Here is a 19,237-nt window from a genome sequence, read left to right as displayed (position 1 = left end):
CACATAATCATCAGCATACTGACGAATCAGGAGATGGGTACAGTGCAGTATCACATCAATGGCTACACGTTCGGCGACCCCACGGTTCAGGACGCGGGCCCCGACGCTCGCCCGGCCAACAGTGAACTTCCCGGACAGGTGGACGTCCTGATTGTGGGCACCGGTCCGGCGGGTGCCGTCATGGCAGCGCAATTGGCCAGATTCGAGGGCCTCTCCACGGCCGTCGTGGAGCGCAGGCAGGGTCCGTTGCTGCGGGGTCATGCGGACGGCGTCGCCTGCCGCACGGTGGAGATGTTCCAGGCATTCGGTCTTGCCTCCGCTCTGCTCGACGAGGCCTATTGGGTCAACGAGACCACCTTCTGGGCGCCGAATGAGCAGCATACGGACGAAATCGAGCGCATCGGGACCATCAACGACACCGCCGACGGGATGAGCGAGTTCCCGCACGTGATCGTCAACCAGGCTCGGATGCAGGAGATGCTCTTCGACTCGGCGCAACGAGCCTCCACCCGAACCGCAGTGGACTACGGCTGGCACTTCGTGGACGTGGTCCGGGATGACACTGCCGAATACCCGCTGACCGTCACCTTGGCCGCCACCGATGAGGACAATCGACCCACCTCCACCACGCGGCAGATCCGGGCCAAGTACGTGATCGGCTGCGATGGCGCCCGCTCGGCCGTGCGTGCGGCGATCGGCCGCGAGCTCCAGGGCGATGTGCAGAATCACGCTTGGGGTGTGCTGGACATCCTCCCCGTGACCAACTTCCCCGACATCCGCAAGAAGGCCGTGATCCGTTCGGAGTCCGGCTCCATCATCCTGATCCCGCGTGAGGGCGGGAACCTGGTGCGTGTCTACGTGGATCTCGGCGCCGTGGACGCAGAGGACACGGGTTTCCGCGAGCGTACTCAGGTGGAGGACGTCATCGCCGCGGCCCAGCGTGTCTTCAGCCCGTGGACCCTCGACGTGCGAGAGGTCGCCTGGTGGAGCGTCTACGAGGTTGGCCAGCGTCTGGCCGATGGCTTCGACGACGTGGACGAGGCAGAGCGTGGAACGAAGCAGCCCCGCGTGTTCATCATGGGCGACGCCTGCCACACGCACTCTGCCAAGGCCGGGCAGGGCATGAACGTGTCGATGCAGGACGCCTTCAACCTGGCTTGGAAACTCGGAGCCGTGCTGCGCGGACAGGCGGATCCGGCGCTGTTGGACACCTACTCCCAGGAGCGTTGGGTCACCGCCAAGGCCCTCATCGACTACGACATCAAGTGGGCCGCCATGGTCGGGTCCCGTAACGACGAGGTCTCGGCCGAGGACGTCCAGGCGCAGTTCGTGGACGGTGGGCGCTTCACGGCGGGCTTCGCGACGCATTACAAGGAAACGCCCCTGGTCGGCACCCGTGAGCACCAGGACCTGGCCTCAGGCTTCGTGATCGGGGAGCGCTTCCACTCGGCCCCTGCCATCCGCGTCATGGACGCCAAGCCGGTGGAGCTGGGGCACGTTCATGAGGCCGACGGCCGCTGGCGGGTCTACGTCTTCGCCGACCGCAATGGTCTGGCCGACGGTGGCGCGGTGCAAGCCTGGGCTGCTCACCAGGATGCGGATCCCGCCTCGGCGATCAACCGCTTCACCGCACCCGACGCCGAACGCGACTCGGTCTTCGATGTGCGCCTGATTCTGCAGGACGCCCACCGCGACGTGGATCCCACCACGATCCCGTCCTTCTTCCGTCCCGAACACGGCCGCTTCAACCTGCCTGATCTGGAGAAGGTGTTCAGTGCCGAGGCGACCAATGGCCGTCTGCTGGGCAACATCCCGGGGATCGCGGCGAGCCAGGACGTCTACGACCTACGCGGCATCGACCGGGACCAAGGTGCCGTGGTGGTGGTTCGCCCAGACCAGTACATCGCCCAGGTGCTCCCACTGGACGCTCCCGCGGAACTGGCGGCCGTCGTCGGGCAGTTCATGGTTGATCGGCGCAGCCTGGCGGACACGCACTGACCCACTCACCCACTGTCGGGACGAACTCTGGCGTCGGTAGAACTTGGCCAGTTCTACCGACGCCAGAGTTTTCCCCTACGCTGCGTCAGTTCGGCCGACGTTGGCGGCAGCGCGGGGGAGCGCGTCGAACTACGAACGCACGGTGAGGACCAGCTTGCCCTTGGCCCGGCGCTCGTCCAGCATGGCGACGGCCTCGGGTGCCTCGGCTAGCGGAAGGACGGCGCTGATCAAGGGCTCAAGCGCCCCATCGGCCAGATGAGGGGCCAGCCGCTCCCACTGATCGGGCAGAGACACGCCGCATTCGGGCATCAGGCCTTCCCACGCGACGCCGACGATGGTGGTGTTGGTGAGCAAGAGCCGGTTCACACGGACCGTGGGGATGCTCCCGCCCGTGAATCCCAGGACCAAAAGCCGCCCCTCCCTGGTCAGGGAACGCAAGGAATCCGTGAAGCGCTCGCCTCCAACCGGGTCCAACACCACGTCCACGCCGCGACCGTCGGTGATGTGTCGGGCCTGGTCGAGGAAGTCGTGGGGCGAGATCGTGAAGTCGGCACCCATGCGGCCGGCCAGTTCGGCCTTTTCTGGCGTGGACACGACCGAGATCACCGTGGCGCCTCTGAGCTTGGCCTGCTGTGTGAGGGCCAGTCCGAGCCCGCCCGCAGCGCCATGGATGAGCACCGTCTCGCCCGCCTGGACGTGTCCACGTTCGTTCAGTGCGAATTCGGCGCTGAGGACGTTGATGGGCATGGCAGCGGCAGATGTGAAGTCGATGTTGTCCGGCAGCGGGAGGACGCGGTCCGCCGGTGCCACGACGTAGTCGGCGAAGGCCCCGTCGCTGACGACACCGACCACGCGGTCTACCACTGTGAAGCCAGACTCGGGATCCGCCTCAAGGATGACGCCGGAGAATTCGCTGCCCACCGTGAAGGGAAGAGGAACCCGATTCTGGTATTCGCCGCGGGACTGAAGCACGTCGGGGTAGGACACGCCCGCCGCATGGACCTGCACCAGCACCTCGCCCGGGCGACGCCGCGGTACCTCGACATCCTGAACCTTGAGGAGTCGGGGACCACCATGAGTGGTGTTGCGGACTGCGCGCATCGTTGCCGACATACGCCCAAGGCTACTCACCGGGGATGTACTTACGCCCCTCCATGGCTGCCTTGTCGATCTCCTCCTGGTGCTCCACGTACGGGGTGCCGTGGGTGTGGAACGTCGGCACGGTCTTCATGCCCCACGCCTGACCCTTGGCACGCTCGGCCTCGGACCACTCCACCGTGGGCCAATCCGGATCGAGGATCAGGCGGGCGCCGGCGTTGGCGAACTCGATGCGGTTGCCGCCCGGCTCCCAGACGTAGAGGAAGAATGTCTGGTTGATGGTGTGCTTGTACGGCCCGTACTCGATGTAGATGCCGTTCTCCATGAAGATGTCGGCAGCCTTGAGGATGTCCTCCCGGGTGTCGGGGGCGAAGGCCAGGTGGTGGAAGCGTCCGCGCTCACCGGTCCAGTCGTCGGAGTAGACCACGTCGTAGGACTTCTCCATGAAGCGGAACCACTCTGCCGCGAAGCCTCCATCGTTCAGGTTCACACGCTCGGACTCACGCGAATGCATGGTGTCGCGCCAGAAGCGTCCGGCGGCGTTGACGTCCGAGGCCAGGTAGTTGATGTGGTCAAGGCGGCGGGCGTTGACGCCGCGCCCGGGGAACTTCGAAGCCTGATTCTTGAAGACCGATGCCTCCTCGGGAGGTGCCACGTAGCGCTCGGTCTCGTAGTAGATGGCCATCAGGTGCCCGTCCGGGTCCTCGAACTCGTACGAGGCACCGACGCCGACCTCGGGGTCGCGCCAGCCGTGGCCCAGGCCGGTGGCCTCGATCTCCGCGACGCGACGCTCAAGCGCCTCCTGGCTGGTGGTGCGGAAGAGCGTGCGACCCACGCCGTTGGTGTGGGACGCCGTCAACTTGATGGTGTAGAGCTCGTACTCGTCCCAGCAGCGCAGGTAGGCGGAGTCACCGATGCGATCCACCTCCTTCATGGCGAGCAGGTCGCGGAAGAAGTGCAGGGATTCTTCGAACTTGGGTGTGAACAGTTCGACGGCGCCGATGTGGGCGATGTCGAAATTCTCTGGGATGGCCATGATGTGTCCTTCTGGGGTTTCTCGTCGTTGAGAGGAAGTAGCGGGCTTCGGTGGTGTGGGTCAGTCGATGTAGGTGAGGCCGGCGGCCTCCAGTGGCTTGCGCATCTTGTAGAGGTCCAGCCCGAGCACGCCGTCGCGGAACTGGGCCCGCTTGGATTCCTCGAGGTCCTCGCGGGCCTGGGACTTCTCGGCGACGTCCGCCACCCGGTCACGCGGGACCACGACCACGCCGTCGTGATCCGCGACCACCACGTCGCCGGGGTGGATCAGGGCGTTAGCGCAGACCACGGGCACGTTCACGGAGCCCAGGGTGGCCTTGATGGTGCCCTTGGAGTTGATGGCGCGAGAGAAGACGGGGAAGTCCATCTCCTCGAGCTCGGTGGTGTCTCGACAGCCGCCGTCGATGACCAGTCCGCGCGCGCCGCGAGCACGCATGGAGGTGGCGAGCAGCTCGCCGAAGAAGCCGTCCTCGCTCTCCGTGGTGCAGCCGGCCACCACCACGTCGCCGGGCTGGATCTGCTCGGCGGCGACGTGCAGCATCCAGTTGTCACCGGGCTGGAGCAGCGCGGTCACGACGGGACCGCAGAGGCGGGCGGACGGGTAGATGGGGCGGATGTAGGGGCGCATGAGCCCCACCCGGCCCATGGCCTCATGGATGGTGGGGACGCCGAACTTGCTCAGGGCCTCAACGGCGGCGGGGTCCGGCCGCTGAATGTTGGTGTGGACCACTCCCAGATCGAACATGCTTCCTTCTTCCTGCTTACGTTTTTTGCGTGTTTCGATGCCCGACGGCCGGTTCCCGACTTACGCGCCGGCGTTCAGCCGCGCGTCCAGTCGCGGGTACACCCGCCTGGCGTTGCCCTCGCTGATCGCTGCGCGATCCGCGTCCGTCAGGTCCGCAGCCGCGAGGTAGCGTGCGGTGTCGTCGAAGTAGTGCCCGGTCTCCGGATCCACGGTGCGCACCGCGCCGATCATCTCGGAGGCGAAGAGCACGTTCTTGTGGTCGATCACCTCGAGCAGCTCGTCGAAGCCGGGCTGGTGGTAGACGCAGGTGTCGAAGTAGAGGTTGCCGAGCAGGTGCTCGCTCAAGGAAGGCTTGCCCAGTGCCGTGGCCAGGCCGCGCATGCGTCCCCAGTGGTACGGGGCTGCGCCGCCGCCGTGGGGGACCACGATCTTCAGTTCGGGGAAGCGGGAGAAGAGGTCGCCCTGGATCAGCTGCATGACGGCCGTGGTGTCGGCGTTCAGGTAGTGCGATCCGGTGGTGTGGAAGGCCGGGTTCACCGACGTCGAGACGTGCACCATGATGGGCAGGTCATGCTTCACGGCCGCTTCGTAGATGGGGAACCAGGACTCGTCCGTGATGGGAGGGGAGGTCCAGTAGCCGCCGGAGGGGTCGGGATTCAGGTTGATTGCCACGATGTCGTGCTCGGCCACGCAACGCTCGATCTCCTCGACACAGGTGGCCGGGTCCACGCCCGGGGATTGAGGCAGCATCGCGGCGGGAGCGAAGCGGTCGGGGAACAGGCGTGCGACCCGGCCGATGATGTCGTTGCAGATCCGGGCCCACTGCGTGGAGGTCTCAAGGCCGCCGATGTGGTGGGCCATGAAGGAGGCCCTGGGGGAGAAGACCGTCACGTCGATGCCGCGCTCGTCCATGAGCTTGAGCTGGTTGGACTCGATGGCCTCTCGCAGTTCGTCGTCGGAGATCTGCGGGCCTGCCGGATCCGGTTCGGGACCGCCCTCAAGGGCCGCGATCTGCTGGTCTCGCCATTCACCCAGTGCCGGAGGAGCGGTGGTGAAGTGGCCGTGGATGTCGAGGATCATGCAAGGTCTCCTGTGGGTGTGGAATCGGGGCCGCGCGGGTCCCAGACGGACAAGGGAACAAAGACCTCGCCCGCCATGATCTTGCGGGCCGTGCGGAGGATGCCGGAACGTACCACGTCGCCGTGCTCGTCCAGCGAGATGGCCACGTCCAGCGAGCCACTGGGGTGACCTACCGCGATGGTGAGGGAGGCGCTCTGGCGACTCGCATCGTCGGGCATAGTGGTGGCCGACGACGCGGCGGCGCCCGCCGCCCGCGCCGCGACGCTGCCGTGCAGGCACAGCGCTGTGGCGACCGTGACGGCAGCGAGCACGCCGATGGACTCGTGGACGCGATGGGGGATGAAGCTGCGGGTGGTGATGTCCGCACCGTCCACACCGGGGGAGGCGATGGTCATCTTGGGGTAGTTGGCATGCGTGACGTCCCCCAGGCCCATGTGTTCCGCCGCGATCAGGCGGAGGGACTCGATGGTGGACACGAGTTCATCGTTCGCCTCGAGTTCGATCGGGGATTCCTGGCCGGTGAGGCCCAGGTCCGCGGCGGCGACGATGACCATGGGCTGGCCGTTGTCGATGCAGGTGACGGTGAGGGTGGTGCCGCCCGGAAGGTCGATGGTGTCCGTGACGTTGCCGGTCGGGAGCAGGCTGTCCGCCACGGAGCCCGCGGTGTCGAGGAAGTCCTGGCGGATGGCGGAACCGGTGCCGTGGACGCCGTCGATGGAGGTGTCTCCGGCGTAGGCCACGAAGCGCTCGCCGTCGGGGTCGTCGGGGGTCTGGACGGTGATGTCCGTGGTGAGGCCGGTGTTGGTGGTGCGGACCAGGGCGTGGGTTTCATCTCCTGCGGCCTCGATGAGGCCGGTCTCCAGGGCGAATGGCAGGGCGGCGGCCAGCATGTTGCCGCAATTGGCCTTGGTGTTGACCGAGGTTTCCTCCGGCTGCAACTGCGCGAAGGTGAAGTCCAGATCCACACCGGTTTCGGTGCTGGGACCCACGATCCCGACCTTGGAGGTGAGCGGGTGACGGCCGCCCACGCCGTCCACCTGCAGCGGATGCGGGCTGCCCATCACGTGGAGCAGGACGGCGTCGCGGGTCCCGATGTCCGTGGGGAGGTTTGATGCGTCGAAGAACGGGCCCCGGGAGCTGCCGCCACGCATCAGCAGGCAGGGGATGGCCACCTGATCGCCGTCGATGCGCGTTCGCTGCGGTCGTTGCACAGGGCCTCCTTGCTAGTCACCTTTGACCTCGAGCCGGTGGGTGGTGCCGTATCGGCGGGCCGCTGGCACGGGAACCGTGGCCCCCTCCGGCCGACGCTCGCGAGCCTGGGCTGTGCGGGCGGCGCCGGGGTCGCTCTCCACAGACCGTACCCGTTCACAACATTGTTGACAATATGGTCGTGAGATTTGGTGGCGTGGTGGATAGACTCCACTCAGGTTCCCCGCCGTTGGTTGTTTTGAGCGCCCACTTGGACGCGCGAAAGGCCAGCGGCGGTTGAGAGAGGCGCGGTGTCACCTTCCGTGCCGCGCAGAGCATTGCAGACGAGAGGCAGGTTCATGACCACTGCGACCAAGCGGAAGGTCGGCACCGAGGAGGTCGTCGATCAACTCCGCGACGCCATGATGGCCGGCCAACTCGTTCCGGGGCAGCGGCTCGTGGAGATCGACCTGTCGGAGACCTACGGCGCCTCCCGCTCCCATGTCCGCGCGGCTCTGGCGGAGCTGACCTCCGAGGGACTCGTTGAGCGAGTGGCCAACCGAGGCGCCCGGGTGCGGTCTGTGTCGGTGGATGAGGCGCTGGAGATCACGGAGGTGCGCGCGGCCATCGAGGCCCTGTGTGCGGCCAAGGCGGCCTCCCGAATCACCGATGCGGAGATCGAGGAGTTGCGTGGCATCGGCGAACGCATGGCAGCCGCGGTGGAGACGGGTGAGACGGCAGAGTATTCCAAGGGGAACCAGGCGCTGCACGCACGCGTGATCGAGATCAGCGGTCAACGCACGGCCGCCGCCACCTTGGCGCGGCTGCGTGGGCAGGTGGTCCGTTTCCAATTCCAGTTGGCCTACCGTTCCGGGCGTCCGGCCGAGTCCCTGCCGCAGCACCTGGCCATCATCGAAGGAGTCTGCTCGCGCGATCCCGAGGCCGCCGCCGTCGCCATGCGCGAGCACCTGACCTCGGTCATGGGGGCCATCCGCGCCTCGGCGGACTGAGCCCGCCTTCACCAAGGACCAGTACCGCTTGACTCAACTGACTCAAGGTCGGCTCGATTCCTAACTTCAGCGCAGAACGGCATTCTGGGCTGAAGTTAGGAATCACGCCGACGTTGAGTTCGGGCCCGTCCCCGTCTGTGGGTGATTGCGCGCTACGGAACCGGGGCCGACGGCATCTACGTCGCCGCTGCGGCCGAACGCGGTGGCAGGGTAACGAACGTATCGGACTGCGTGGACGAGATGGGTGAGCACACTCTCGCCCTCATCCTCGCGCTGGAACGCGGTATCACGGTCTATGACCGGGCCGGGCGTGACGGAGGTGCAGCGCTAGACACCGTCCTCTGCACCTGCCATATGCGGGGCGATTTTCGTCTGCATGATCATGCGCAGGGTTGGCCATACTCTGAACTTCTGGTCTTGCACTCGGACCGAGGTGGCACTCAAGGGTGTGGCATCTGCAGCCTCAATGGTCCGTGTACTGAGTAGTGTGTTTTCGCACCATATGGCCGATGTGCCCAGTCGTGAAGGAGCTCTGGCGACGTGTTGCCGAGGTAGTTGCCATCGGATCCCCATAGATATAAGTGTTTCTCGCGACCCTGATGCCTTCTCGGAGAAATTGTTGACAATCGTGGCTGCAAGTGTTGTGCTAATCCATCAGGGTACGGACGAATATCTGATTCGACTGGCGAAGTAGCCTCTCGGAGGCCGTTCGGTCGCATCCTGTGCCACCCCTTCGACCCAATCCGAACGAGGAGTACACCAATGGCTGCTGTCTCCAGCTCACCTATCCGGACCAAACAACGACAATCCAAGGCCTTTCGACTCGTCATGGCCTTGTGCTGGGTCACCGTCCTGTTCGACGGCATCGACACGTTCATGTACGGAGCCACCATCCCGCACATGACGGAGGACGCAGGACTCGGTATGACCGCCGAGATCGCAGGCAACATTGGCTCCTACGCCACGTTCGGCATGCTGGTCGGAGCGCTGACCGCGGGCATGCTCACTGATGCGATCGGTCGCCGTAAGGGCATCATCACCTGCACGCTGGTCTTCTCCCTCATGTCCGCCGTTTGTGCGCTGGCACCGACGGCGACGGTCTTTGGCATCGGCCGCACCCTTGCGGGGGTTGGTCTTGGAGGTTTGCTGCCCACCGCGATCGCCATGGTCACGGAATTTGCTACCGAGAACCGCCGTAGCTTCGCGGTGGGTGCTGTCATGTCCGCTCACCAGGCAGGAGGTATCGCCGCCGGTTTCCTGGCGCTGTGGCTGTTGCCGGTGTTCGGCTGGCGCGCCATGTATTGGGTGGGTGTGCTGCCCGTGGTGCTGCTGGTTCCACTGATCATCGCGTGGATGCCGGAGTCGCTCTCCTATCTGCTCATCCGTGGACGGCATGACCGTGCCGAGTCCCTGGCGGCCAAGTTCGACCTCGACCTCGGTCCGTACGCCCCCAAGAGCGTCACCGGATCCGGCAGTGAACCCAGGGCCTCGTTCCTCTCCAGCCTGGCGGAACTCTTCAAGGGTCGAACGGCGATCATCACTTTGCTGTTCTGGATCGCGTCCTTCGGAGGCCTGCTCTTGGTCTACGGATTCAGCACCTGGCTGCCGTCCCTGATGCGGGCTGAGGGCTACGATCTGGGCCCTGCATTGGCGTTCATGATCGTCACCAACCTGGGCGGTATCTTCGGCATGCTGGTCAGCGGGCGGCTGGCAGATGGCATCGGACCCATCCGTGTGGGTACGTTCTGGTTCCTGGCCACCGCGGTATTCATCGCGCTGCTGAGCGTGAAGATGCCCTTCATCCTGACCTACGTCGTGGTTTTCATCGCCGGGTTCTTCCTCTTCAGCGCCCAGACAACCGTGTACGCATCGGTGTCCCACGTATCCTCGACGAGGAGTCGCGCATCTGCGATCGGATGGACCACCGGCATGGGCCGTTTCGGTGCGGTCTTCGGTCCCTGGCTCGGCGGTGTTCTCTTCGCTCATGGACTTCAGCACCTGGGCTTCGGCATGTTCGCCGCGTTCGCGATCAGTTCCATGGTCATGTTCATCCTGGTGGCGCTGGTCCTCCGCACGGCGAAGGACCGCACCTCCACCGGCAAGCTCAAGGAAGAGGACCCGGTGGAGGCCTGAGCCGGACGCCCACAGGGCCCCAAAGCCGGGATGCAAAACAAAGCACGACGACGGGTGGTGGGCTTGAGCACTCAAGCCCACCACCCGTCGTCGCCCGTTGTGTGTTCAACCGCCGGTGGTCATTTGAGCGGCGTCTTGGACAGGTTTTTGTCTATCTGCGCCGGCTTGTCCAACGGAGGAATCAGCGCACGGTGTCCTGATGGACCCGGAACTTGGTCAGCAAGAGCGCGGCGATGACCATGATGGCGGCCGCCACGGACACGTACACGGCGACGGAGTACGGCTGGCCGGTGGAGGCGATCAGCGACGTTGCGATGATGGGAGCGAACCCGCCACCGATGATGGCGCCGAACTGATAGGCCATGCTGATGCCGGTGTAGCGCGCCGAATCGGGGAACGAGCGGGTGAGCAGCGGAGGAACCGCGGCCCACGCGAACGACGTGGATGCGTGGATCAGGATGGTTCCGACTCCCGCCAGGAGGATATTGCCGGAGCTGAAGAACGCAATGAACACGAACGCCGTCACGATCATCAGCGCACCACCCAGGACCACCAGGAAGGTCAAACCGATGCGGTCGGCCCAGGCGCTCAGCAACGGCACCATGATCATCTGGAGCGCGGAACACGTGATACCGATCCACAGCAGGGCGGTTGAGGAGTATCCGAAGTCGGTGGTGCCCCAGCTCAAGGACCAGGTCACCGCGATGTAGGAGCCAATGGACGGGATGCCTGAGATGAAGATGGTCAGGAGCAGCGGCAACGGGTAATGCCGCAGGATCTGCAGAAGGGGTGCACGCGTGGGCTCCTCCTTCACGCTCTGCTCGAACACCGGGCTCTCCTCGAGGGCGCGGCGGGCCCACTGTCCCACCACCACGAGCACGATGCTGAACAGGAACGCAATGCGCCAGCCCCATTCCAGGAAGTTCTCACCCGTCAGCTTCTGCAGCACGATGAGCATCAGATTGGACAGCAGGATGCCTGCGGGCAGGCCGATGGTGGGCATGGCACCGAAGAGCGCCTTGCGGTTGGCAGGGGCGTTCTCGATGGCCATGGTGGCGGCACCACCCCATTCAGCGCCGACGCCGAGACCCTGAGCCAGGCGCAGGATGACCAGCAGGATCGGCGCCCAGACGCCGATGGCGGCGAAGTTGGGTACGCAGCCCACCAGGACCGTCGCAGCACCCATCAAATAGAGGGAGAGCACCAGCATTTTCTTACGGCCGATCCGGTCACCGAGGTGCCCGGCGATGATGCCGCCAAGGGGCCGCGCGATGAAGCCGAACGTGAAGGTGGCGAAGGCGCCGAGTTGGGCGGCGGTGTCGTTGCCGGCGGGGAAGAACTGCGGCCCGAAGACCAGGGCGGCGCAGGCCGCGTAGAGGAAGAAGTCGTACCACTCGATGGCGGAACCGATGAAGGTCGCGAAGACGACCTTGCCTGCACTGTTCTTCTTGGGGGTGGACGTGAGCGCCGAAGGGGCGCCGGATGGGCTGGACATGGCAGGTCTCCTTTGAACTGCTAATGAACTCCGGGTGCGGGTCGGGGATATGAAGGGATAAAGGGGTGAAGTCAGTGGAAAGCGCCGAGGCCCGTCAGATGCCTGCCCACGATGAGGCTGTTGACCTCGTGGGTGCCCTCGAAGGTGTAGACGCCCTCCGCGTCGGCGAAGAAGCGGGCCAGGTGGTGTTCCAGCAGCACGCCGTTGCCGCCTCCGATCTCTCGGCCAAGAGCCGCGGATTCGCGCAGGCGCTGAGCGGCGAAGAGCTTGGCGAGGGACGCCGGGACCACACCGTCTGTGGCGCCCCGGGTGAGCGTTTCCGCCATGGCCAGGGTGGAGGCCAGGTTCGCGTAGATCCGGGCGAGTTTCTCCTGCACCAACTGGAAGCCGCCGATGGGCTTGCCGAACTGAACCCGTTCGGTGGCGTAGCTGCGAGCGGCCTCGAGGATGCCTGCCTGCATTCCGGCAGCCGTCCACACGACGTCGGCCCGCAGGCCGCGCATGGCGCGGTTGATGTCCGCGAACGAATTGAGGCGGGGCAGGCGCGCGGAGTCGGGGACGCGCACGTCGGCCAGGGTGATCTGTGCGTTGTTGACCATGCGCACGGCGATCTTGCCCTCGATCTTCTCCAGCTGGACCCCGGGTGCCTCGCGAGGGACCAGGAAGCCCCCGATCCCGTCCTCGGTGCGTGCGATGATCAACAGGTAGTCGGAGATGGCGGCGTTGCCGATCCACTTCTTGGCGCCATTGATGACCCAGGAGTCGCCGTCGCGGACGGCCGTGGTCTCCAGGCCACCGGCCACATCGGAGCCGTGGTCGGGCTCGGTCAGGGCGAAGCAGCCGGTCAGCTCGAAGTCCGCGATCTTCCTGTCCCACGCCGCTGCTCGGTCCGGGGCGGCGAGTTCCCTGATCAGGGTGCGGAACATGGAGGCTTGGCCGTTGAAGAGGATCTGCACGGACAGGTCGCAGCGGGAGAGTTCGAAGGTTCGGAACCCCTGGTACAGCGCGGATTCGTGTCCGTCCGGTCCCAGGACGTCGGCTGGATCGACGAGGCCAAGCCCGGCGAGGGTGGGTCGGATGGACTCCGGGGTCTCCCCGGCCTCCCACGCCGCAGGGATCAGAGGCGTGATCTCGGTGTCCAGCGTGTGGCGCAGCCGGGTCAGGTGCGCCAGTTCGGCGTCCGTGAGTCCGACGGAGGAGCCGAGCGGGTCGATCAGTTCGTAGAGGTCGGAGATCATGCGCCCAGTCCTAACAATTTCACGGCGTTACCTTTGAGGATCTTGGGCCGGGCGGCGTCCTTGATGGGGAGCTCAGCGAATTCCTTGAGCCAGCGGTCCGGGCTGATGGCGGGGAAATCGGAGGCGAAGAGACACCGGTCGCTCAGGTAGGTTCCTGCGGCCCTGACCAGGGAGGGCGCGAAGTACTTGGGCGCCCAGCCGGAGAGGTCGATGTAGGTGTTGAGCTTGTGCGTGGCCACGGAGATGGCCTCGTCCTGCCACGGCACCGAGGGGTGGGCCATGATGATGGTCAGCCCCGGGTGGCGGGCGGCCACGACGTCCAGTTTCATGGGGTTGGACAACTCCAACTGCAACCCGAAGGCTCCGGGGACGCCGGCGCCCACTCCCGTCTGGCCCGTGTGCACCACGATGGGCAGACGCAGGTCCTCCAGAGCGGAGAACAGTGGGGTGAACTCCTCCGAGGACGGGTCGAAGTTCTGCACGGTGGGATGGAACTTGAAGCCGCGCACGCCGAGGTCCGAAGCCTGACGCTGGGCCTCCTCCACGGCGCGCTCACCCTGGAGCGGATCGACGGACCCGAACGGGATCAGCACGTCGGCTTGGTCCGCAGCCTGGGACACCAGCTCGTCGATGCTGTTGGGCGCGTGTCCCATGGCCGTGGTGGCGTCCACGGTGAAGACCACTGCGGCCAGGTTCCGTTCACGGTAGTAGGACGCGGTTCCAGCGACGTCCAACGGCGGGTCGCCGGCGCCGAAGTAGGCGTCCATGGCGTCCAACACCTTTTGCGGCAACGCGGTGCGTCCGGTGGAGTCCACCTGGATGTGCACGTGGGTGTCGATGCCCTCCACGGAGGACGGGTCCACTGCCGTTTGATAGAGCGCCATCACGCACCTGCCTTAGTCTCGATGACGGCTTGTTTGAGCTTGGCCAGGGACAACTTCCCACTGGGGGAGCGGTCCAGACTGGATCGGATCAAGATCTTGCGGGGCTTCTTGTACCCGGCCAGGCGCTCACCGACGAAGCCGGAGAGCTCCCGCTCCGTTGCCGAGAACCCGTCGTGCAGGGCCACGGCGGCCACCACGGCCTCACCGAAGCGAGGATCCGGGACCCCGAACACGGCCGCGTCCTCCACGGCGGGGTGGTCCAACAGCGCCTCCTCCACCTCGGAGGGGAAGACCTTCTCCCCGCCCGTATTGACCACGGCGCTGCCGCGGCCCAGCAGCTCGATGCGCCCCCCGCCCAGGACACGCACCAGGTCCCCGGCCGCAACGTAGCGGTGGCCGTTGATGATACGGAAGGTCTCCGCGGTCTTGGCCGGGTCCCCGTGGTAGCCCTTGGGCAGCTTCCCGCCGTAGGCGAGCACGCCCTCCGCACCGTCGACGTCCTGGACCTCACGGTCGCGCTCGTCCAGCACCACGGCGCCGGGGAACAGGGTGAGTTTGGCCGGCAGATCCTCGGCAGAGCGCGAGGTGGCCACCGCATAGGGGCCGCCCTCGCTGGAGGCCAGCAGGTCAGTGATGGCCAGATCCGTGAGTGAATGCAGGCGTGCCTTGACCTCGTCGGAGAAACGCATGCCGGAACTCATCACGTTCTGGAGGCTGCTCCAGTCCGCATCCTCCGCCTCGGCTGCTTCAACCAAGGGAAGTGCGATGGCGTCCCCGGCCACGATGAGGCGGTTGACGTGCTGCTCCTGGATGATCCGGTTGGCCTCCGCGGCGTCGAATCGGGCCGTGGGCAGCATGACCACGCTGCCACCCGTGACCAAAGCGTTCATGGAGTTGAACAGAGCCGTTCCATGCATCAGCGGTGCCAGGGGGAGCACCACCTCGTGCGACACGTCCGGGGCCGCCGCGATCGCAACGGCGTCTTCCATGGTGGAGGGATGCTCCAGGCCCAGCGTCCCGTAGATGGAGAACATCTGGATCTCGAACAGCTCCGCCATGCCCCACACCACGCCCTTGGGGCGTCCTGTGGTGCCGCCGGTGTAGACCATGAGTTCGCCGGGCTCATGCCCGACGGCGGTGGTCGGGGTCGCTTTCGCGACCTCCTCCCAGCGTGTTCCGTGGTTCAGCACCGGGGCGGAGGTTTCCACGTCCTCCAGACGCAACCACCAGCGCACGTTGGGGGCCTGAACCTTGGACATCTCCTCCTGCAGGGTGGCCGTGTAGATCACGGCCTGGGCGTCGCAATCCTCCAGGAGGGGTTCCAGCTCCGCCGCGTGATAGCGGAAGTTCATGGGGACCGCGGTGATGCCGGAGAGCGCGCACGCCATGAGCGTCACCAGGTACTCGGGGCGGTTGTGGGACATGATCGCCACGGTCTGTCCGGCCTGGATGCCGCGTTCGGCGAATACCGCGCGCAGCTGTGCGGCTTGCCGTGCCAGATCGGCGTAGGTCAGCGTGATCCCAGCACCGGAGACCGCGGTGCGTTCAGGCACTGCGGCCGCCACCCGAGCCCAGATCTCCCCGTAGCTCAACTCCATCGTTGTGCTCTCCTTCATCGTTGTCCTTGGCTCAGTCCAGCGTGGGTGGGCCGGAACGCTGGGCGGAGGCCGCGAAGGTGTCCCGCCACGTCTCGTCGATCCCGTCCGGATCCCAGCCACCGCGGCAGTAGGCCACGGCCTCCTCGTGGGGGTGGGCGAAGAGCGCCAGTTTGTCGCCTCCGATGCCGATGGCCTGACCGGTCACTTCGTTCGAGGCCGCGGAGGCCAGCCACACGATGAGTGCCGCCACGTCCTCAGGTGTGCCGAGGGCATGATCGTGGCGGAACTCGTGGGGGATCTCCTCGCCCGCCTGGTAGGTCTCGTAAACGTCCGTGTACATGGGGATGGTGGCCGTCATGGGCGTCAGCGCGGTGGGCACCACGGCGTTCGCGGTGATGCCTGCGCGGGCCAGCTCCAGCGACCAGGTGCGGGCCATGGCCACGAGTCCTGCCTTCACGGAGGCGTAGTTGGTCTGGCCGAAGCTGCCGTACTGCCCGGCGGGGGAGCCGATGAGCACGATGCGCCCGCCCTCGCCCTGTTCCTTCATGGCGATGGCCGCAGCGCGGCCGCAGGTGAAGGACCCGCGAAGGTGAGTGGAGACCACCAGGTCGAAATCGTCGTCGGACATCTTCCAGAGGACCTTGTCGCGGAGAACTCCCGCGTTGCAGATCATGGCGTCGATGCGGCCGAACTCGGAGATCGCGGTGTCCACGAGCCGCTGCGCGGTCTCGGAGGGGCCAACGGGGGCGATCACGGCGGTGGCGCGGCCGCCGGCGGCAACGATGTCTGCCACAGTGGCGTTCGCGGAGTCCGCGTCCATGTCGTTGACGACCACGGCGGCGCCGGCGGAGGCCAGGGCAAGGGCGTAGGCGCGGCCCAGGCTGCGGCCCGCGCCGGTGACGACGGCGACGCGTCCGGTGAGATCTGCTGCGGCGCTCATGCGTAGTACCTCAGAACCAGTTGGGCCACGCAGACCGGCTTCTCCGACCCTTCGATGTCCCATGTGACGGTGGTGAGCAGCTGGTAGCCACCCGGGATCTCGCTGACCTCGTCCACCACGCCGTGCACGCGGACGTTGGATCCAACGGGGACCGGGGCGGGGAAACGGACCTTGTTGAGGCCGTAGTTGATGCCCATGGAGGCGCCGGTGATGGTGAAGACCTCATCCATCATGGGGACCACCAGGGACAGGGTCAGCAGGCCGTGGGCGATGGTGCGCCCGTAGGGGGTCTTGGCTGCCGCCTCGGGGTCCACATGGATGGGATTGTGATCGCCCGTCACACGCGCGAAGAGGTCGACCTCTTCCTGGGTGATGGGGCGCCAGGCGGAGGGGCCGTAAGCGGCCCCTGCCAGCTGTGGAAGATCGGTGACGGCGGTGGAAACCGCTTGCGTCGTGGTCATCTTCGACCTTTCTTCGGTGGGTTGTGGTGTGAATGTGCGGCGGGCCCGTAGGCGTGACCGCCATCACTTGAGTTTCAAGTTACCTGAAACTCGATGGACAAGGAAGACCTTCGATACTCTGTGCGTGGGCCGTGGAATCGGTGCGGTGCCAGAACGAGTGATGAAACAGAGGTGGCCGTGCAGCCGGGAAGCTTGATCTACGCCTTGAAACAGCTGGAGACCATCCTCAGACCACGTTTCACCCGGGTCTGCGTTGACCACGGGCTCACGGCCACTCAGTTCACGGCGCTGACCGTGTTGAGCCGACGCCCCGGGCTGACGAGTTCGGAACTGGCTAGACGTTCGTTCGTCACGGCGCAGTCCATGGCGGGCACCCTGGAACCGCTGCTTGAACGCCGGCTCGTGAGTCGTGCGCAGGACCCGGGGCACGCCCGCCGCATGCTGCTGACACTCACCGCGAGCGGCGAGGCCGTCATCCAGGAGGCCGGCCCAGACGTGCTGGAACTCGAGGACTCCATGGTGGATGGGCTCTCCCGCGAGGAGCGTGTTCAGTTCGAGGAGCTGCTGCGTCATTGTCGACGTGCGCTCGGTGAGGCCGAGCCTGCAACCGTGTCATGATCTCGATCTGGACTGCCAAGGCCCGACGTCGTGTGGTGCCTGATCGAACGATCAGGCACCACACGACGTCAGGCCCTCTTATCAGCGGGCCCGATCAGGCGTTCTTGCGCCAGCCGCCCTCGGTGTAGACGCGGCGGACCACCTCGGAGTACGGGACGGGGGAGACGTCCACGCCGGCCTTGTACTGGCGGTGTGGCTGAGCGGAGCGCTTGCCCGTGGTCTCCGGCTCGCCCCAGAGCACGTGCAGCGGCGTGCCGATCTCCACATCAGGGTTCACGATCGCCAGGGACAGCGCACGCTTCTCGTTCCAGGAGTAGCCGGTGAACATGGACACGCCCACCACGTTGCCGTCATCATCCACCACGGAATCGAAGTTGGAGGCGCCGTAGTTGGCGTTGGGCAGATCGAAGAACTTGTAGGGCAGCTTGTCGTTCTGGAACATCGAGGCCTGGATGGTGGCCATGTCGTTGCTGTCCCAGGCCAGGGTGACCTTCTTGCGCTGCGCGGCCGGATCCATGGCCTTCAGAGCGTCGGCACCGATGAAGTCGTGGTCGTGCTTGATGAAGGAGCCGTAGCCCAGCTCCCATGGGGTGGTGTAGTAGCCCTCGACCGACTCCGGGACGTAGGAACCGGCCACGGCGGAGACGGCTTCGTAGCTGTCCGCACCGAGCCACGTGCGATAGTCGGCCAGCTCGTCGCCGGAGTAGATGCCCGGAAGTGGGGAGGGGATCCAGCCGGACTCGAGGGTATTGCAGGAGTAGGCGCGGGAGCCGGCCTGCTCCAGGCCGAACTCGGCACCGGCAGAGACGATGGCCTCGCGGATGCGGTCGTAGTCCTCGTACGGTCCCCACAGTTCCAGACCCGGCTCGCCAGCCATGCCGTGACGCAGCGTGCGGACCTGAGTGCCGTCGATATTCATATGTGACATGGAGAAGAACTTCAACTGCTCAACCGGGCCACCGTTGAGCTTCTCGATCACGTTCCAGGCCTGCGGGCCCTGGATCTGGAAGCGCCACTCCTGGCGGGTCACGGCGTGGCCCATGGGGCGGGACGGCGAACGACGGTCGGTGAGCAGCTCCACGTCGTAGCCACCCTTCTCAGCCTGGAACAGCAGCCAGTTCACCGAAGGGGAGCGGCCCACGAACACGAACTGGTCCTCGGCCTCACGGAAGAGGATGCCATCGCCGATCACGTGGCCGTAGGGGGTCACTGGAACGTACTGCTTGGCCTTGTTCACGGGCCAGTTGGCCACGGAGTTGATCGCCGTGTCGGAGATCAGCTTCAGCGCGTCCTTACCGGAGATGTAGAGGTTGTCCATGTGGTGGGACTGGTCGAAGAGCACCGCAGTGTCACGCCAGGCCTGCACCTCGCGGCGGAAGTTGGAGAACTCGGCGGCGACCACGGGATAGACGTAGGCGCCGGCGGGCACGTTGCGCAGGTGCTCAACCGGGTTGGCGGACTTATCAAGAATGTCCTGCAGGGACTGGGAGCTCATGGTGGCTCATCCTCTCGGATCGGTCTGGGTGGGCGGGCGAGTTCGCCCTGTTCCCCTCAACCGTATGAGTCACGCCACGTGCGCACATGGGCCGCTTGTCCCGACCTGGACTACGTCAATTGACGTATCACCACTGCCTACCTAGCCCAGCAGCCCCGCATTGACCGCGATGAGCGCGGCCTGCGTGCGTGAGGCCAGTCCCAACTTGCCCAGGATGTTGG

General features: G+C 65.8%; 16 protein-coding genes. 4 read left to right on the top strand and 12 right to left on the bottom strand.

The annotated features are described in order from the left end of the window. Window positions 1-42 precede the first annotated feature (42 nt). On the top strand, window positions 43-1,998 hold the full coding sequence (locus Q0A15_RS11125) for an FAD-dependent monooxygenase (RefSeq protein ID WP_291279597.1): 1,956 nt from the start codon (window positions 43-45) through the stop codon (window positions 1,996-1,998). Between the two features lie 129 nt (window positions 1,999-2,127). Here Q0A15_RS11125 and Q0A15_RS11120 read toward each other — a convergent pair whose 3' ends face one another. Genes Q0A15_RS11120 through Q0A15_RS11100 form a run of 5 tightly spaced genes read right to left on the bottom strand, consistent with a single transcriptional unit; the run spans window position 2,128 to window position 7,167 of the window. After that, complete coding sequence (locus tag Q0A15_RS11120; RefSeq protein WP_291279596.1) at window positions 2,128-3,099, bottom strand: NADPH:quinone oxidoreductase family protein; 972 nt, start codon at window positions 3,097-3,099, stop codon at window positions 2,128-2,130. A gap of 22 nt (window positions 3,100-3,121) precedes the next feature. After that, window positions 3,122-4,132 (bottom strand): VOC family protein, encoded by a 1,011-nt coding sequence (locus Q0A15_RS11115; protein WP_291279595.1) that lies wholly within the window; start codon window positions 4,130-4,132, stop codon window positions 3,122-3,124. Between the two features lie 60 nt (window positions 4,133-4,192). Beyond that, window positions 4,193-4,876: a 4-carboxy-4-hydroxy-2-oxoadipate aldolase/oxaloacetate decarboxylase gene (gene ligK / locus Q0A15_RS11110; protein ID WP_291279594.1), complete on the bottom strand. Its 684-nt coding sequence runs from the start codon at window positions 4,874-4,876 to the stop codon at window positions 4,193-4,195. 60 nt (window positions 4,877-4,936) lie between these two features. Beyond that, a complete protein-coding gene (locus Q0A15_RS11105; RefSeq protein ID WP_291279593.1) occupies window positions 4,937-5,956 on the bottom strand; it encodes an amidohydrolase family protein in 1,020 nt (339 codons plus the stop codon). Continuing rightward, window positions 5,953-7,167 (bottom strand): PrpF domain-containing protein, encoded by a 1,215-nt coding sequence (locus Q0A15_RS11100; RefSeq protein ID WP_291279592.1) that lies wholly within the window; start codon window positions 7,165-7,167, stop codon window positions 5,953-5,955. Before Q0A15_RS11100 ends, Q0A15_RS11105 begins: the two co-directional genes overlap by 4 nt. 336 nt (window positions 7,168-7,503) lie before the next feature. Here Q0A15_RS11100 and Q0A15_RS11095 point away from each other — a divergent pair, with 336 nt between their 5' ends. Together Q0A15_RS11095 and Q0A15_RS11090 are read left to right on the top strand one after the other, a co-directional pair. Beyond that, complete coding sequence (locus tag Q0A15_RS11095) at window positions 7,504-8,154, top strand: GntR family transcriptional regulator (RefSeq protein WP_291279591.1); 651 nt, start codon at window positions 7,504-7,506, stop codon at window positions 8,152-8,154. 762 nt (window positions 8,155-8,916) lie between these two features. Continuing rightward, window positions 8,917-10,287: an MFS transporter gene (locus tag Q0A15_RS11090; protein ID WP_291279590.1), complete on the top strand. Its 1,371-nt coding sequence runs from the start codon at window positions 8,917-8,919 to the stop codon at window positions 10,285-10,287. Window positions 10,288-10,468: 181 nt separating this feature from the next. Here Q0A15_RS11090 and Q0A15_RS11085 read toward each other — a convergent pair whose 3' ends face one another. The 6 genes from Q0A15_RS11085 to Q0A15_RS11060 all read right to left on the bottom strand — a co-directional run bounded on the left by Q0A15_RS11085 (window position 10,469) and on the right by Q0A15_RS11060 (window position 16,903). Next, window positions 10,469-11,782, bottom strand: a complete 1,314-nt coding sequence (locus tag Q0A15_RS11085; RefSeq protein WP_291279589.1) for an MFS transporter — start codon at window positions 11,780-11,782, stop codon at window positions 10,469-10,471. A 71-nt stretch (window positions 11,783-11,853) separates the two neighbouring features. Then, complete coding sequence (locus tag Q0A15_RS11080; protein WP_291279588.1) at window positions 11,854-13,020, bottom strand: acyl-CoA dehydrogenase family protein; 1,167 nt, start codon at window positions 13,018-13,020, stop codon at window positions 11,854-11,856. Further along, on the bottom strand, window positions 13,017-13,907 hold the full coding sequence (locus Q0A15_RS11075; protein WP_291279587.1) for an amidohydrolase family protein: 891 nt from the start codon (window positions 13,905-13,907) through the stop codon (window positions 13,017-13,019). The genes Q0A15_RS11080 and Q0A15_RS11075 overlap by 4 nt, the downstream gene beginning before the upstream one ends. After that, window positions 13,904-15,520 (bottom strand): AMP-binding protein, encoded by a 1,617-nt coding sequence (locus Q0A15_RS11070; RefSeq protein WP_291279586.1) that lies wholly within the window; start codon window positions 15,518-15,520, stop codon window positions 13,904-13,906. Before Q0A15_RS11070 ends, Q0A15_RS11075 begins: the two co-directional genes overlap by 4 nt. 13 nt (window positions 15,521-15,533) lie before the next feature. Then, entirely contained in the window at window positions 15,534-16,442 is a 909-nt protein-coding gene (locus Q0A15_RS11065) for an SDR family NAD(P)-dependent oxidoreductase (protein ID WP_291279585.1), read from the bottom strand. Beyond that, window positions 16,439-16,903, bottom strand: a complete 465-nt coding sequence (locus Q0A15_RS11060; RefSeq protein WP_291279584.1) for a MaoC family dehydratase — start codon at window positions 16,901-16,903, stop codon at window positions 16,439-16,441. Before Q0A15_RS11060 ends, Q0A15_RS11065 begins: the two co-directional genes overlap by 4 nt. Window positions 16,904-17,080: 177 nt before the next feature. Between Q0A15_RS11060 and Q0A15_RS11055 the strand changes: the two genes are divergently transcribed. Then, window positions 17,081-17,521, top strand: coding sequence for a MarR family winged helix-turn-helix transcriptional regulator (locus Q0A15_RS11055; RefSeq protein ID WP_291279583.1), 441 nt, complete (start codon window positions 17,081-17,083; stop codon window positions 17,519-17,521). A 94-nt stretch (window positions 17,522-17,615) separates the two neighbouring features. Here the strand turns inward: Q0A15_RS11055 and Q0A15_RS11050 are convergent, their stop codons facing one another. Continuing rightward, complete coding sequence (locus Q0A15_RS11050) at window positions 17,616-19,016, bottom strand: aminomethyl transferase family protein (protein ID WP_291279582.1); 1,401 nt, start codon at window positions 19,014-19,016, stop codon at window positions 17,616-17,618. Window positions 19,017-19,237: the final 221 nt, after the last annotated feature.

The organism is Galactobacter sp., from assembly GCF_022712295.1.
GTDB lineage: Bacteria > Actinomycetota > Actinomycetes > Actinomycetales > Micrococcaceae > Galactobacter.
Note: the sequence above shows the minus strand (reverse complement) of the source record. Positions and strands in the feature narration are given on the sequence as shown.